Annotated in this window: 14 protein-coding genes; 7 read left to right on the top strand and 7 right to left on the bottom strand. The window is 50.9% G+C overall.

The window, feature by feature from the left end:
* The first annotated feature begins 20 nt into the window (after nt 1-20).
* The 4 genes from WC593_05315 to msrA all read left to right on the top strand — a co-directional run bounded on the left by WC593_05315 (nt 21) and on the right by msrA (nt 2,473).
* Nucleotides 21-701 carry a DedA family protein gene (locus tag WC593_05315; protein MFA4824561.1) on the top strand — a complete coding sequence of 227 codons (681 nt, stop codon included), beginning with the start codon at nt 21-23 and terminating at the stop codon, nt 699-701.
* 88 nt (nt 702-789) lie between these two features.
* Entirely contained in the window at nt 790-1,098 is a 309-nt protein-coding gene (locus WC593_05310) for a DUF1894 domain-containing protein (GenBank protein MFA4824560.1), read from the top strand.
* Nucleotides 1,099-1,354: 256 nt separating this feature from the next.
* Nucleotides 1,355-1,741 (top strand): rhodanese-like domain-containing protein, encoded by a 387-nt coding sequence (locus tag WC593_05305; protein MFA4824559.1) that lies wholly within the window; start codon nt 1,355-1,357, stop codon nt 1,739-1,741.
* 225 nt (nt 1,742-1,966) lie between these two features.
* On the top strand, nt 1,967-2,473 hold the full coding sequence (gene msrA / locus WC593_05300) for a peptide-methionine (S)-S-oxide reductase MsrA (GenBank protein ID MFA4824558.1): 507 nt from the start codon (nt 1,967-1,969) through the stop codon (nt 2,471-2,473).
* 5 nt (nt 2,474-2,478) lie between these two features.
* Here msrA and WC593_05295 read toward each other — a convergent pair whose 3' ends face one another.
* The 6 genes from WC593_05295 to uvrA form a co-directional block, all read right to left on the bottom strand.
* Nucleotides 2,479-3,252 (bottom strand): DUF169 domain-containing protein, encoded by a 774-nt coding sequence (locus WC593_05295; protein MFA4824557.1) that lies wholly within the window; start codon nt 3,250-3,252, stop codon nt 2,479-2,481.
* Nucleotides 3,253-3,313: 61 nt separating this feature from the next.
* On the bottom strand, nt 3,314-3,874 hold the full coding sequence (locus WC593_05290; protein MFA4824556.1) for a YqhA family protein: 561 nt from the start codon (nt 3,872-3,874) through the stop codon (nt 3,314-3,316).
* Between the two features lie 124 nt (nt 3,875-3,998).
* A complete protein-coding gene (locus tag WC593_05285; protein ID MFA4824555.1) occupies nt 3,999-4,943 on the bottom strand; it encodes a magnesium transporter CorA family protein in 945 nt (314 codons plus the stop codon).
* A 276-nt stretch (nt 4,944-5,219) separates the two neighbouring features.
* Nucleotides 5,220-6,440 (bottom strand): hybrid sensor histidine kinase/response regulator, encoded by a 1,221-nt coding sequence (locus WC593_05280; GenBank protein ID MFA4824554.1) that lies wholly within the window; start codon nt 6,438-6,440, stop codon nt 5,220-5,222.
* A 129-nt stretch (nt 6,441-6,569) separates the two neighbouring features.
* Complete coding sequence (gene uvrC / locus WC593_05275; protein ID MFA4824553.1) at nt 6,570-8,126, bottom strand: excinuclease ABC subunit UvrC; 1,557 nt, start codon at nt 8,124-8,126, stop codon at nt 6,570-6,572.
* On the bottom strand, nt 8,123-10,930 hold the full coding sequence (uvrA, locus tag WC593_05270) for an excinuclease ABC subunit UvrA (protein MFA4824552.1): 2,808 nt from the start codon (nt 10,928-10,930) through the stop codon (nt 8,123-8,125). The genes uvrC and uvrA overlap by 4 nt, the downstream gene beginning before the upstream one ends.
* 683 nt (nt 10,931-11,613) lie before the next feature.
* Here uvrA and WC593_05265 point away from each other — a divergent pair.
* Nucleotides 11,614-13,230 (top strand): putative manganese-dependent inorganic diphosphatase, encoded by a 1,617-nt coding sequence (locus WC593_05265; protein MFA4824551.1) that lies wholly within the window; start codon nt 11,614-11,616, stop codon nt 13,228-13,230.
* Between the two features lie 334 nt (nt 13,231-13,564).
* Here WC593_05265 and WC593_05260 read toward each other — a convergent pair whose 3' ends face one another.
* Complete coding sequence (locus WC593_05260) at nt 13,565-14,872, bottom strand: hypothetical protein (protein ID MFA4824550.1); 1,308 nt, start codon at nt 14,870-14,872, stop codon at nt 13,565-13,567.
* 144 nt (nt 14,873-15,016) lie between these two features.
* Between WC593_05260 and WC593_05255 the strand changes: the two genes are divergently transcribed.
* Nucleotides 15,017-15,532 carry an RDD family protein gene (locus tag WC593_05255; protein MFA4824549.1) on the top strand — a complete coding sequence of 172 codons (516 nt, stop codon included), beginning with the start codon at nt 15,017-15,019 and terminating at the stop codon, nt 15,530-15,532.
* Nucleotides 15,533-15,696: 164 nt separating this feature from the next.
* A complete protein-coding gene (locus WC593_05250) occupies nt 15,697-16,257 on the top strand; it encodes a hypothetical protein (protein ID MFA4824548.1) in 561 nt (186 codons plus the stop codon).
* Nucleotide 16,258 lies beyond the last annotated feature (1 nt).

Raw genomic sequence — 16,258 nt, 5'->3', positions numbered from 1 at the left:
CGCCACCAATACTACCGGAAATGGATCCATTCTTTTCCCTCATTGACCTTGTCATCCACTTCGATAAGTACCTCCCGGGCATCATCGATACCTACGGCCTGTGGACGTATCTGATCCTTTTTGTGATCATTTTCTGTGAGACGGGTCTTGTTGTAATGCCCTACCTTCCCGGGGACTCGCTCCTCTTTGTCGCCGGGGCAATGGCAGGGAGCGGGTATCTCAACATCGAGATCCTGCTTATCTCGCTCTTTGCCGCTGCGGTGATCGGCGATACCGTCAATTACTGGATCGGGAAAACTGCGGGCATGAAAGTGCTGGAGAAGAACTACTCACTCGTCCGCCGGGATCACCTGGAAAAGACCCAGGAATATTTTACCCGCTATGGGGGCATTACGATTGTAATCGCCCGGTTCATTCCCTTTATACGGACCTTCGCCCCGTTCCTTGCCGGCGTGGGAAAGATGAGCTACCGCTGGTTTTTAACCTACAACGTAATCGGCGCAGCCCTCTGGATACTCGGTTTTACCCTTGCCGGGTATTTTTTCGGCAGCATGCCCATCGTCCAGCAGAACTTTAATTACATAATCTATGCCATCATCGCACTCTCGCTCTTTGCCGTTGCATCGATTTTGATTGGAATTTTCCGGACGGCCCGTGCCTGCTCGGCAGCTGAAAACACTGATAAAGAAAAAAAAGAATAAAACGCATTTCAAAAGATCATTTTTTTCCGGATGACCGGGAAATGATCAGTCATAATCTTTTTTTCATGGAAGTTCTATCACATCTGGTATGGATCAACCGGCCCGCTGTATCAGGTACCTGGACTTAGAAACCGTACTGAAAGAGGTTACCGGGCGAAAAGTGAACAATTATATCCGGAAACACTGCGATGAGTATTACCTGATGCCCCCCGGTTTTGAATTCCGGGGAATCGCCATTCAGCTCAAATCCCCCATGCTTATCGGGCTTGTTCCGGAATCCTGCATAATCCTGATGCCGTTTACAAAACCCTGCTACGGCACGATGCTTTACAAGATAATTGCGGACGAGGAAGATTTTTCCTATCTCCGTTCTGCTCTCGGAAAAAAGAAGGCATGACGGATGGAAAAACACCTGTCATGAAAAGTCAGGAGGGAATTTGGCAAAGATCCCCCATTACCACAGGGGAAAAGATCAACATAAATGAACACGATAACATCAGTGAAAATCAGTACCGCGGATGCGGTGGGGGCATACGTAAAACATGCTATCATTGCAAGAAGATACTCTCAATCCCGCATCACAACATATTAATCACTTTCCTGTATAGATCATTTATCTGGTAACGATGATCTTCCCGCCAAAATTCAGAACTTTGATACTCCTCATGATTCTCGCGGTCATCTGTACCGGGTGTGTGCAGCCTGCGCAGTCCGGTACGAAGACCTCTTCAGGGTACAGCGATGTCACGGCACAGGAGGCACGGTCATTGAAGCACGCTAGCCAGGGAAAAATGGTCATCATCGATCTCTCCCCGGATTATGCAGAAGGCCACCTGCCAATGGCGATCAGTATTCCGCTCGACACTCTGGATGAAAAGATCCCGACCCTCGACAGATCAAAACCATACCTTGTCTACTGCCACTCTGATAACACCAGTATAGCCGGTGCCACGAAGCTGGTAAATGCCGGGTTTTCTCCGGTATACCGGCTGAAAGGAAACTACGAGTCATGGGTCTCGGCCGGCTACCCGGCAGAATAATACGGGTAATTCCTTTTTACAGGAAATCTCATGGACCGGTAACGATCATCTCTGCATATTGTTACACAAATCCTGCGAACCATCATTTCTGTGAACTATAAAGAAGAATCGTCAGGATTCTGTCTGTTTTACCCCCGGTTCGATCTCACCCGGGTTTTGTTAAAAGGGCTGTATAGAGCTGCCCGCACCGCAACGTCCTTTATCCGGCACGGATTACTCCATTGTATGGATGAAGAGACACAACAGGAAAGGGCTACTTTTGCTGCCGGTTGTTTCTGGGGTGTTGAAGCGGCATTCCGGCGGGTTAAAGGAGTAACGGATACAGCGGTCGGGTATACGGGAGGGACCACTGCCGATCCTACTTACCAGAAAGTTTGCTCGGGACGGACCGGGCATGCCGAAGCCGTCGGCATCATCTTTGATCCTGCAGTTATAAGCTATGAAAAACTGCTGGATGTGTTCTGGAGCATCCACGACCCAACGCAGGTGAACCGCCAGGGGCCGGATGTCGGCACCAGTTACCGGTCCGCCATCTTTTACCATTCGCTTAAACAGCAGGAACTGGCAGAGGCATCAAAAGCCCGGCTTGCAGCATCCGCACCATACCAGAGAAAAACTATCGCAACCGAGATTGTTCCTGCACAGAAATTCTGGAAAGCGGAGGAATATCACCAGCAGTACTTTGAAAAAAGCGGGAGGGGGTATTGTGCCAGCCTGAAATGCTGGGAATAAAGCGTTTAGATCTTCTGGTAGAGTGAGGCACTCAGTTCGATCTTCTTTTTTACCGTACCCCATGTTTTCGTAATCAGGAAACTCTCCTCCATAAATCCTACCACCCGGGAAAATTTCTTCATCGGAAATGCCAGGGTAAGCATATCGGACGGAACGCAGGGGCGGGCGGATGGATCGAACATGCCCAGTACCGCTTTGGGGTTTTCCTTCTGCTGCTCCAGCCACGGGTAATGGATGATGGAACTGCACCCTGCCCCCATCGGGCAGATCACACCATAAGGATCGGACTGGTCGAAATTTGCCAGCGTAAAAAGCCCGGAAAGCACCTCGGGACGGGCAAAGAAGATCACCACTTCAGGAGTGTCACTGGCAATCAGGTTATCCCAGCGGATGAAAACGATCTTCTTTCCCGCGGAAGGAAGGAATTCTGTGTTCTTCTGCCATTCATCGACCAGTTCCGGCGTCTGTTTGTAGCGCTCTCCCTCTACACCGCCGGGTTTGCCCTTTGACAGGAAATAGCGGAAATCCGGCGGTCGTTCCGTTGAATAACCGGAATAAAACAGACCCCCGCGACAGGTTACAGACTGCGCATCCAGCGCAAGAGAAGTCCCGTTCCGGACCCGGCCAATCTGGCAGATGATGCATCGCCACCCGTCAGGTGCCGGAACGTTCTGCACGGTCCCGGCGTCTTTTCTGAACCCGAACGTGATCGGAAGTTCGGTGCCGGGAAAATAGGTCTGCCACAGGGTAATGAAACGATCCCGCAGTTCGATATCCATATACGGAAATACCCGCTTTTAGAATATAAGGGGATCTTTTAAAAAAAAGATTCCAGAAAAATCAGTGGCCGTGCCTGCCGAGGAAATATACCCCAACGCAGATCAGACAGATCGACACGGCCATAGCTAGCATATCGATCGATGTGGTAAACTCCATGGAAAGAATCCGCTGGAAAAATGTCACTATCAGCACCATGATGATGACTTTGATGATCTTGTTCTTGAGATCGTCAAGGTTTTCGATATCCAGAATGCTCCCGAATCCTCCCTCAATCCGCGCGATATCGATATCGGAGATGAAAAGTTCGTAGATACCGAAACTGAAGATGATGAGGACAAGACCTATCAGGTAAAAGTCCACGGCCCCGATGATACCAATCAGGATCTGTTCGTGGGTGAGCGGGTGTGCTCCCACCTGAATATATCCCACAAGAATATGATATATCTCAGTTGAGCCGGCGAGGAACAGGACAATTGCGGAGAGCGCACCAAAGATTACGCCGAGAAGTACGATAAACCGTACACTCCAGAGAGACCGTTCAAAAATATTCTCAACAATATGCTGGTCGGCAAGAGCTTTTCCGCCCTGTGCAGAAGGTTCTGATGTGTCTGCTTTTTCCATAAGCGATTCCTTTGTTGCTAAAGAATAGTGTCAGGAAAAGGGATAACCATTATTGTTGCAGAAAAAAGATCTGCACAATTCATTTTTCAGGCAAAAATCAGGAATAAAAAAAGAACAAAAAAGATCAGAACATCTTCTTTGTCCACATCCATACACCGAGGCAGAGCGAGATCATGAATGATATACCGAAAATGATCTCAAAGGCTAATGGTGTTTGTGATAGCGGAATATCCTGCACGTTCATCCCATAAAAACTGGCAATCATGGTCGGCACGGCAAGGATGATCGTCACCGAGGCGAGGAATTTCATGACGATGTTGAGATTATTGGAGATGATGGTAGCAAAAGTCTCCGTCATACTGTTTAAGATGTGGGAATAGATCTGGGACATCTCCATTGCCTGCTTGTTCTCTATGATGACGTCTTCGAGGAGTTCGGCATCCTCTTCATACATCTTTAATGGTTTTGTCCGGAGAATCCGTTCGAGAACCGCCTCGTTGCTTTTTAAGGATGTTGAGAAGTAAACGAGACTCTTTTCGATTTCCATCATCTGGAAAAGGTCCTCGTTCTTCATGGAGCGGTGGAGTTCGACTTCGATGCGTGATATCGATTTCTCGATCTGGCGGAGGTGGTGGAGATAATTGGATGCATTCCGGTAAAAGATCTGGAACAGGAACCGGGTTTTTTTAATCGTATTGAAGTGACGCACTTTACCAGAGACAAAGTCATCGAGAAGCTGGGTTTGCCGGCTGCACACCGTGATGATATGATCATTGGTCATGATCACCCCCAGCGGATGAGTGGTTAAGTTATTGATCTCCGCGTTCACATTGGTGACCGGAATATCCATAACAACGAGTGCTACTCCTTCCTCATAGTCAATGCGGGGGCGTTCTTCGTCATCCAGTGCAGCCTTGAGAAAATCCGGAGGAATGGTGCATTTCTGGGTAACAGCAAACAGTTCCTCTTCAGTAGGGTTGAACAATTGTATCCAGCAGCCCGCCTCAATCACCTCGGTCTTATCGGTAACAGCGGGTTCGGATTCCTTCCGGGTCTTAAAAATCTGCATCAAGGTACTGGATCCCCTCTTTTCTTTTAAGTGAGAATCCCACGAGGGATTGTACTCACAATAGTACTGAGGGTGTTTACCTTCTTACTATTTATAGAAAATTTTTCCCGGGGTTTTTGGCATCGTCCACATTGACTGAATACAAAAAAGGGATTTTGCCGGTAATTGCTATAAATGGGTTTATAAGAAATCCTGGTTTCAATGCAATTTTATTAAACCGGGACTCGAATGGTCTTTCCTGCTCTTTTCAGGATCATGGATATCAACAAACCCGGATCAAAGAGATTTTTTCAGGGTAAAATGGATCGCGGTTCCTGATTCCTGTTTCCCCTGCAGGTTATCCGTAGCCCATATTTTACCCTCATAACTGTCGACAAGCGCACGGGCAATGAAGAGTCCGAGCCCTTTGCCGCTCTTGGAGGTTTTACCCCTCTTGAAGCGATCAAAGATAAGGGGTTTTACCTCATCAGAAATTCCGGGACCATTGTCGGAAACGACAACCTCGATTATCTCCCCCCTGTCCAGTACCGATATATCAATGACCACTTTTATGCCGGAAAATTTTATACTGTTACCGATCAGGTTCATAAAAACCTGTTCCAGCAGGGAATCTGCATAGACGCGGGCATTGGTTCCGGAAAAATTGATTTTTGCATTGGAGAAACGACGGATCTCATTTTGGATGACATCATCAAGCGGGATAGATTTCAGCGCTTCCCTGCGTTCATGCAGTCTTCGGATTGTGGAAACGTTGCCAATGATCTCAATACTCTGGTTGACTGAGGTGGCAAGCCGTGAGGCAAGTGCTTTTTCGGATTCCCCGGCAGCTCTCATTAAAAGCAGTTCCGTGAGGGCAAGAGCACCCGTATTTACGTTATTGATATCATGGGTAATAATATCGAGATACAGGTTCACTTCATTATTTGCCTCGGCAAGACTGTGCTGGGCGTTGAGCATCTCTTTGTGCTGGATGACCGCCGCCTCATACGCAGATGTCAGAAAATCAATGATCTGGTGACGGTTGTGGGAGATGGCAAATTTTTTGCCGGATAACATCACCTCAATCGGGGATTCCAGAGAATCTGGTGGGAGCGGGGCTTCTTTTTGTGAGAGGATCTTTTTAAGCCGTGAAACAATGTATTCGGCCTGGTAGGGTTTTGTGATAAAATTGTCAGCACCCGATATCATTGCATACATGATATCCCTGCTGTCCGTCAGCATGGTTAAGAGAATAACCGGGATATGCTGATACCGCGTATCATTTTTAATCGTACGGCAAAATTCATAACCGTCCATTACCGGCATGATCACATCACTGATAATCACATCAGGATTTACGTTGCCGATCATCTCCAGGGCTTCCTTCCCGTTTTCCGCAAGAGAGGGGACATAACCGTGTTTTTCAAGAGTGTGCCTGAGTATCTCTGCCTGGGTGCGGCTGTCCTCGACAATTAAGACTTTTACAGGTTTTTTAAGATCCCCATCACCCGAACTCACGATGTCTGCTCCAGTGAGTTAATCGTGCGTGTCCGATTATAAAGGTGTGTCGATAATAAACAGCCCAAACCGGAAAAACAGTTTTAAGGGTAAGGGAGAGGGGTCATATCAGCAGGAGGAGAAAGGTTGTTATTTTTCTCCCTTCATCTTTTTACCCCGCAGCAGCCGGTGATAGGCCACGGCAAACCGGTGCGCCTCATCGCGGATCTCCTGCAGGTACCGCAGTGCCATTCCTTTGGGATCGAGATTACGGGGAAGCATCTCTCCGGGCAGGTACACTTCCTCATCCCGCTTGGCAAGTGCAATGACCGGAATCTCCACATTGAGACCACTCAGGATTTCCAGAGCTGCCGACAGTTGTCCCTTGCCCCCATCGATTACGATGAGATCGGGCATATCTGCCCCTTCCCCGGAGAGTCTCTGGTAGCGCCTCTTCACAACTTCTGCGATGGATGCAAAATCATCGATCCCTTCAACAGTCCTGATTTTGAACCTGCGGTAATTTTTCTTGTCCGGTGACCCATCCCGGAACTGGACCATCGAACCTACCATAGAGGTGCCGGAGAGATGCGAGATGTCGAAACATTCGATCACGTGAGGTGTATCGGGAAGATCAAGAGCGGCCTGGAGGTCGCCTGTCTTCAGGGCGCCCCGCCGGAAACTGAGCTCGATGTTAGTATATACCAGATCGAGAAGATTTTTCTTCTCGCCAATCTTCGGCACGGTGACCTGTACACACCTGCCCCTGCGTTCGGTAAGATATTCACTGAGTGCTGCATCGACAGTCTGGGGAACGATCAACTCAGTGGGAGGCGGATGATCCGCATAATACTGGACCAGGAATTCCTCGAAAAAATCTTCTACCGCTTTAAAGGAGTACTCCTGCTTCTGGGTAAGCGAGCCTTTCCGGACCGCAAAGACCATTAAAGAGACAATCCCGTCAGCAACGGTATACGCGATCACGTCCTGGTCGCTCTCTTTTGGCCGTTCGACAGACTGTCGTTCCGAGAGACGCTCGATGGCATCGATCTGGTTGCGGAGAGACAGGGCCTTTTCGTATTCCTGTGCCGTTGAGTACGCTGCCATCTCTTCGCGGAGCTGTTTTACCAGTTCCCCCCCCTTTCCTTTGAGCAGGGCGGCAGCCCGGTCAACCTGTACACGGTACTCTTCCGGGCTGATCGCACCGATGCAGGGCGCACTGCACGAATGCATGTGATACCGGAGGCATGCACGTTTGGGAAGTTTCCGGCACGAACGAAGAGTAAACGTGCGTTTTATTGCACGGAGCACCGCATCGCGTTCGGCAGCCGAAACAAATGGCCCGTAATAAACGGCACTTTTGATCCTCTGCCGGGCAATCCCGATTCGCGGGAATGGATCATTGCTGATCTCGATGTAGGCAAACCGCTTTGCATCCTTTAAGTCAATATTGTATTTCGGCTGGTGTTTTTTTATCAGGTTATTTTCCAACAGAAATGCTTCCGTTTCCGTGGTAGTCACCACAAAATCGAGCGATACGATCCGTTCAACCAGTTTCTCCGTCTTGGCATCGTGATCGGTCTTCTGGAAGTAACTCGTCACCCGCTTTTTGAGGTCTTTTGCCTTGCCCACGTAGATGATGGTGCCGGCTTGATCGGAAAAGAGATAGCAGCCGGGGGCGTGGGGCAGACGGGTGAGATCGATCATACGGACATGAGTATGGGTTTTAAGAACTCCCCTGTATAACTCCCCTTCACTTTTACGACCTGCTCCGGTGTTCCCGTTGCGATGATCTTTCCGCCACCATCGCCGCCTTCGGGGCCGATATCAATGATATGATCGGCGGACTTGATCACATCGAGGTTGTGCTCTATCACCACGACCGTGTTGCCCTTCTCCACCAGATCGTCAAGCACCTTGATCAGTTTTTTCGTATCATCAAAATGGAGCCCGGTGGTGGGTTCATCGAGCAGGTAGAGCGTCTTTCCGGTTGCCCTCTTTGCAAGCTCGCGGGTGAGCTTGATCCGCTGGGCCTCCCCGCCGGAAAGGGTCGTGGAACTCTGCCCGAGCTTGATGTAATCGAGTCCTACGCGGGAGAGTGTCTCGAGCTTGGTCCGGATCGACGGAATATTGGTAAACAGGGTGAGGGCTTCTTCCACGCTCATATCCAGCACGTCAGCAATCGATTTGCCCTTGTACTTCACCTCAAGGGTCTCGCGGTTATACCGCTTGCCTTTACACTCCTCGCACTCGATATAGACATCGGGCAGGAAATTCATCTCGATCCGGATCAGCCCGTCACCCTCGCAGGCCTCGCACCGCCCGCCACGGATATTGAACGAGAACCTGCCGGGTTTGTATCCCCGCATCTTTGCCTCTTTTGTCTCGGCAAAAACCGTCCGGATCTCGTCAAAGACCTTGGTGTAGGTAGCCGGGTTGGACCGGGGGGTTTTCCCAATAGGGGACTGGTCGATCACGATCACCTTGTCGATCTCGGCATCGAAGAGGATCCGGTCGTGGGCACCCGGCTGATCCCGGGACTGGTTGAGGATCTGCATCATGCCCTTGTAGAGCGTCTCGTATACGAGCGTGGATTTCCCGCTGCCCGAGACCCCGGTGATGACGGTGAGAAGACCGATCGGGAACTTCGCGTCGATCTTCTTCAAATTGTTCTCCCGGCAGCCTTTTACCGTGATGAATTTCTGGGATGTGCGGCGTTTTACCGGTATATCGATCTTTTTTGTACCGGCCATGTACTGGCCGGTCAGGGATTTTTTGTTCTTCTGGATCTGGAGGGGTGTTCCTTCCGCAACGATTGCCCCCCCGTGAAGACCGGCCCCGGGCCCCATGTCGATTAAGTGATCGGCAGAGCGGATCATATCCTCATCATGCTCAACGACGATCAGGGTGTTACCGAGATCGCGGAGAGTCCGCAGCGTCTCGATCAGTTTCCGGTTATCCCGCTGGTGCAACCCGATGGAAGGTTCATCGAGCACGTACAGCACCCCCATCAGGTTCGAGCCGATCTGGGTGGCAAGCCGTATACGCTGGGCTTCCCCGCCGGAAAGGGTACCGGCATTGCGCGAGAGCGTGAGATACCCCAGTCCTACCTTTTCCAGGAATTCAATGCGGGAACGGATCTCCTTGATGATCTGGCGGGCGATCTCGACTTGTTTATCGGTAAATTTCAGCTCGTTGAAGAACGCAATGCTGCTGTTGATGGAAAGATCCGTCACATCGATGATCGATTTCCCGTTTATCCGGACCGCAAGTACTTTGTCCTTGAGGCGACGGCCCTTACAGGCAGGGCAGTCAAAGATCCGCATATAGTTTTCCAGTTCCCGTTTCCGCCACTCGGACTGGGTCTGGGAGTACAATCGGGCCGTCTGGGGAAGGAGTCCTTCCCACTCCCCGTTATGGGACCACTGGGCATCCCCGCTCTTCATGCTCATCGAGAAATGCATCCGCTCGGTAGAGCCAAACATCAGGGCATTGTACTGCTTCTCGGTGAGATCCTTCATCGGGGTCATTACATCGAAACCAAAGTGTTTTGCCACGGTGGCAAGGTACTGCCCCCGGAACCCGTCCATCGGGTTCCGGTAGGGGGCAACGGCACCATCCGCAATGCAGCGGGACTTGTCGGGGATGATCAGGTCAGGATCGAACTCCATCTTCACGCCGAGGCCATGGCAGTCCTCGCAGGCCCCGAACGGGCTGTTGAACGAGAACATGCGGGGCTGGAGCTCTTCAAAGGCAAGCCCGCAGACCGGGCAGGCCATGAGCGATGAATAGGTGGACTCCTTTTCATCCTCACCGGTGACCAGCACCAGACCTTCGGATTTTTTGAGGGCATTCTCAACCGCTTCGGTCAGCCGGGAGCGATCGGATGATGCGAGCCGGTCGATGACGATCTCGATATCCTGCTTCTTGTACCGGTCGAGGGTAATCTCCTCATCGGTACGGATGATCGTCCCGTTTACCCGCACCCGCGCGTAACCCTCCTTGTTCAGGTCTTTCAAGAGCTGCTGGTAAGTGCCCTTCTTCTGCCGGACAACGGGAGACAGGATGGTCACCATGCCCGGGTGTTCGGCTGCGATCTGGTCAGCAATCCGGTCGGGGGTCTGCGAGGCAATCGGGATATTATGCTCGGGACAATAGGGAGTTCCGATGCGGGCAAACAGCAGGCGGAGATAATCATAGATCTCGGTAGTTGTCCCGACTGTGCTGCGGGGATTTTTGCTTGTCGTCTTCTGTTCGATCGAGATCGCGGGTGACAGACCTTCGATGCTGTCCACATCCGGCTTGTGCATCATACCGAGAAACTGGCGGGCGTACGTGGAGAGCGACTCAACATAGCGCCGTTGTCCCTCCGCGTAGAGGGTATCGAATGCAAGCGTGGATTTCCCGGAACCGGAAACACCTGTAATAACCACAAGTTTATCGCGGGGAATCTCCACGTTCACATTTTTCAGGTTGTGCTGGCGGGCACCTTTGATGATGATATTTTTCATTTGTATGCTGTACGAATCGGCACAGGAGTTTATAGGAATGAGGGTTGGGGCATGAAAGTGTTACAGGTAAGGAAGAGTAAAAAAGTCCCCCCTGCATAACGGGTTTTTAACCACCCCTTAACATCATGACCACAGCCAATAAAAAGTCCACCAAAATAGTTCTGGCAGATCGTTTTTTACAGGGTTTTGGCTCTGTTGAAACGGGCATGAACCATTAAGTTCACTCCCAAATCATGAAAATCATTTTTATGATTCTCCCCCGCATCAGGGCCTCTCCGAGGCACGGCGGGGTAATGAGGTTTCAACAGATTATTCATCAAAACCGCCGCGGGGGCGTCCCTTCGGGGGCGGCGGCGTTCATCGCAGTTGTAGAAAGGATATATCTCCATTTTTTCCGAATAATATGATTTTCATGGGAAATCATTGAGAAAACTCTCACGCTCTCGGGGGCTTCGCCCCCACCACTGGGGCACCCCCCATTGCGATGACAACGTATTACCTGTAACCTTACTCGGGCTATCGCACTGCGCCCGTCTCCCAACGGGGGACTGGTGGCGCAAGAGGGGGGCAGTATATTACGTGAAAAAAGGTTTTCTCCAATGCAAAAATTTTTAAAAAGACATTTTTTAAGCGACATTAATTATTCACCATCCCGCAATACTAGTGAAAGGAAGGAACAATACGTGGGCAAAAAAGTGGTGATCATCGGCCACCGTCAGCCGGATACGGACTCTGTCGCAAGCGTGATGGGATATGCAGCATTCCTGAACCTTGCTGAACCGGGGAGATACATCCCGGCCCGGTGCGGGGAACTGAATGCAGAGACGTGTTTTGCACTTGAAACATTAAGCCTCAAACCCCCGGTTCTTATCGACAGCATCGAGCCCCGGGTATCCGATCTAGCTATCCACCGCATCAGTGTGACGCAGGATGTGCCAACCGTCGATGTCGCAGCGCTTATGGATACACATGATATCCGCAACGTGCCTATCACCGATACAGAGGGAAGGCTTGTCGGTATTGTCGGTGAGCATGGGCTCGCCCAGGCATATGTTAAAAGGCGAAAGATCGGCGAGCTCGCAATACTGCCACTTCCCCTCGATACCCTGGCAAGGATACTCAGCGCCCGTGTGGTGGTAAGAGCTGCAGATACCCTCGAGGGCAGGGTTTCTATTGCTATCGATGCGCCCTCGGTCAGCTCAAAGAACCAGACGGACAAAAACATCGCAATCGCAGGAGATAACGAACCCGTCCAGCGTTCGCTGATAGCGGCGGGTGTCGCAGCGCTCATCATTGTCGACAAGGCACCCGTCAGCGAGCAGGTGATTCGCGAAGCAGGATCAAAAGGAGTCTCGGTACTGGCAACCGATCTCGATGCTTTTGGCGTAGGCACGATGATCAACCTCTCTCTCCCGGCCCGGATGGTGATGGAAACCGATATCCCCCGTCTCGAACTGGACGATTCGCTGGCACATGCAAAACAGGTCGTGTACTCCTCCAAGTTCCGTTCCGCGTGCGTAGTGGAAAAAGACGGGACCCTCCGGGGCATCGTAACCCGCACGACCCTTATCGACGATGTGCACAGGCCGGTCATTCTCCTGGACCACAATGAATTTGCCCAGGCCGTGGAAGGGATTGATACCGCAGATATTATCGAGATCATTGATCACCACCGGCTTGGCGCGATATCGACATTAAAACCGGTAAAATTCCTCAATGACCCGGTTGGTTCCACCTCAACGATCATCACACAGAAATATGTGGAAAGTGGCATCACACCCACACCGGCAATAGCCGGAATCCTCCTTGCCGGCATTCTCTCCGATACCCTGATCCTGAAAATGTCCACAACCACACCCGAAGATCACAAAATGGTGGCGTATCTTTCGGATATTACCGGACTTGACCCGGTCACATTCGGCACAAAACTGCTGGAGCGCGGGATGAATATTGAAGGGGCAACAATGGAAGATCTTCTGGTGCGGGACACGAAACGGTACGAGCTTTTCGGAAAGAAGGTGATCATTTCCCAGGTCATGGTACCATCATTTGTCTACCCACAGGCACATACTGGTGAGATCCAGCAGGAACTCGCACGTCTGCGTAAGCAGCAGGGTACCGACATCTACCTGGGACTGTTTACCAGTGTCACAGAAAACGGGAGCGAGCTCTTTGCCTCTGCGGAAAGCGGACTTATAACGAAACTGGGACTGAAGGACCAACCCGTTCACTTGGCAAATATGATGTCCCGGAAAAAGGATCTTATCCCGTGGTTCGGGGACAAGCTCCGGGCAATATGAGTGAAAAATTATTCTCTTCAGGAATTATAATGGGGGTTGAGACCCCCATACCCCCAGATACGATAAACTCCGCCGACCTCAAAGGGCGCCCCGCGGCGGCTCAATGACTAAAAATACTAAAACCTCATTGCCCCGCCGTACCTCATAGAGGCCCTGAGGCGGGGGAGAATCATAAAAACGATTTTTATGGTTTGGGAGTGAACTTAATCGTTCATGCCCGTTTCGACGAGTGTGCAAGTGTTAAAATGCAGTATAACCTTTCTCATACGCACCGGCACTAAAAACAGCAGCAACGATTCTTCCTCTGACCGGTCTTGCTTCTCTCAATAAAAAATCAGCGATCCCGGTTGCCCCGGCGTTCACTGTATGGGATCTCGGCGCTTTTCCCTTTGGATAACTTTTCCCGTTCACTACGTGCGCTCTCAAACCGTTCCTCAAGCGGGATCTCAACACTCCTTCCCTTGGAGAGAGGTTCGCGTTCACCACGTGCACTCTCAAACCGTTCCTCAAGCGGGATCTCAACACTCCTTCCCTTGGAGAGAGGTTCGCGTTCACCACGTGCACTCTCAAACCGTTCCTCAAGCGGGATCTCAACACTCCTTCCCTTGGAGAGCGGTTCACGCTCGCTGCGTGCATTCTCGAAACGTTCGGCAACGGATATATCGACACTCCTTCCCCTTGAGAGAGGTTCACGTTCAGCGCGTGAGCTCTCGAAACGTTCTTGGAGAGGAATTTCGGCACTTCTCCCCGCAGAAAATCCCCGGTCACCCGGCTCCCGGTTCAGGCGTTCCTCAAAAGAGAGATTACGGCTTGGGCGGGATGGTGGCACGAGCCCGCGGGAGATATCCTGCGAACTGCCCTCTTCCGGTATGAAATCGATACCCGCATCCCCGGGACTGTTTGACCGGCTCGTCCGGATATCCTGCTGCACCGACGGAGTACGCGGGGCCGGTCCCCTCCCGGCTACCTGACCTGAGTCAGCTGAAGAACGTCGCGGGCCGGTGTAGGCATACGGGCTCCGGCCGGATGATGCAGATTCTCCGCCCCGGATCCTGGTTACCTGCTCCTGGATATGGTCCTCCCGGTCATTGGCGCTCCATTCGGTGAATACCAGGAACTGGAGGAACGCCTCGGGTTCACGGAAGAGTGACGCACGGATGCCATTAACCATGATGGTCCGTTCAACATTTCCGAACCATCCACCAGTCCTTTCCGTGATCGTATCGTTACCGGGTTCAAAGATAAAAACCCGCTCAATCTCGCCATTACGCCCCCATCCGGTCTCGGCTATGCCGTTTTCCTCGAATGTGAAGGACTTTCCCACCTGCCCGTATTCGCCCCCTTCGCGGACGGCAATCAGCTGGCAGCCCTGCTCGTAACGGAATGTTCGCGGCCTGATCCCGGGCGAAAAGGTTTCTTCCAGCATGCCCATCCGATCGAAGACAAATCGCCGGAGAATCCGGTCGGGCCTTTCAGGATCGCATTCGGTCATCATATCCGATGACGGATCAAAGCGGTAGAGTCTTTTTAAGTTCTTTCTCCCGTCAAGTACCCGTACACCCCCACTGCCATACTGGTAGTAACGGGATATCGTACCATTCCTGCGGGTTCCTGCATACTCAGTGATGACTGCATCGGTCATAGCGCGCATTCACTCCGTAAAAATTTCCTTGATCTGATTCTTTTCCGGGGACAGAAATAGTTTCTTCTCTGGCAGGGGTCGTGTCCCGGTCTGCCGGATAAGAGAGTAAACTTCATTCATTCGTGTTGCAAATAGTTCAATGAAATGTCTGATGAGAATATGACATCGGAACCGATATGCATCAAACCGGTTCCTGAAAGGACTCTTCATCTCGCAAAGTGGAGCGCCCGGTTCTGGGCCTGGCTCGTTGATGTCATTCTTATTATCCTCTTCTTAAACATCGTTCGCGGCATCTTTGATCCATTCTGGAAACTTCCCCTGCTCTGGGATTACGGGCACTGGGAGATCTTTGCAATAGGTTTCGAAACGATCTTCTTCTTTTTGTACTGGACCGTGATGGAGGGTTTCCGGGGACAGTCCATCGGCAAGATGGTGATGAACCTAAAAGTGGTCAACCGCGATGGAACAAAAATACATTATAAGACCGCCGCTGTTGAGAGTATCGGAAAAGCCTTCTTACTGCCGCTTGACTGCCTGATCGGATGGCTTGGAATGCCCAATACAAAACTGCGGGTTTTCAACCGGATATCCAATACCATCGTGATCAAGACCGACTACAAGGAACCTGACGGTATCCTGTACGTAAAGGAAAAAGAATAATTTTTATCGGCAGTAGATGGCTATTTTCCCTTTGCCCCTGTTCATGAGGGTAAATCTTTTTTTTCACAATTGTTTCAGTTTCCAGACCCCCCCAATGAAATAATTTGACCGGTAAAGACAGGTTTATTGGTTCCAAAACACCACCAAAACACAGGCACGTGTGCATGGCTGATATCGAATCACTCTACAAAAAAGTGGATGGCATGATCCTGATCGAGATCAAACTCTCGTCGATCATGCAGCTCTTCAACTCGTTTGATCCTGCCCCATTCCATGAAAAAGAACTCGATTCAGCCGCAGAGCACTATATTATCGATACGGTCAAGGACTTCCCGGTAAAAACGAAGTTCAAAATGGTAATCTACCTGCCAAAAGAACTTGCAGAAAGCGAGCAGGCAAGGAAGATCAAACCCGCTATCCAGTATCACTTCGAGTACCGGGCGATGGGTGCAGACCGCAAATTCCGGTCGCATTTCCGGTATGGCAGGACTACCATGCTGATCGGGCTTTCATTTCTGACCATTGCCCTTTTCACACGGCAGATGGTTTCTCATATGAACTATCTGGCAGCACAAATTTTTGCTGACGCTCTCCTGATCTTCGGGTGGGCTGCCATGTGGGAGCCGATCACAGTACTCCTCTACGAACTCTGGCCGATACTCCAGATGAAAAAGGTGTACCAGAAGATCAGCGGGATGGATATCGATATCGTTCCTATCTCCTGAT

Source organism: Methanoregula sp., assembly GCA_041645435.1.
GTDB lineage: Archaea > Halobacteriota > Methanomicrobia > Methanomicrobiales > Methanospirillaceae > Methanoregula.
The sequence above is the reverse complement of the archived record's forward strand: the minus strand, read 5'-3'. Positions and strand labels throughout refer to the sequence as shown.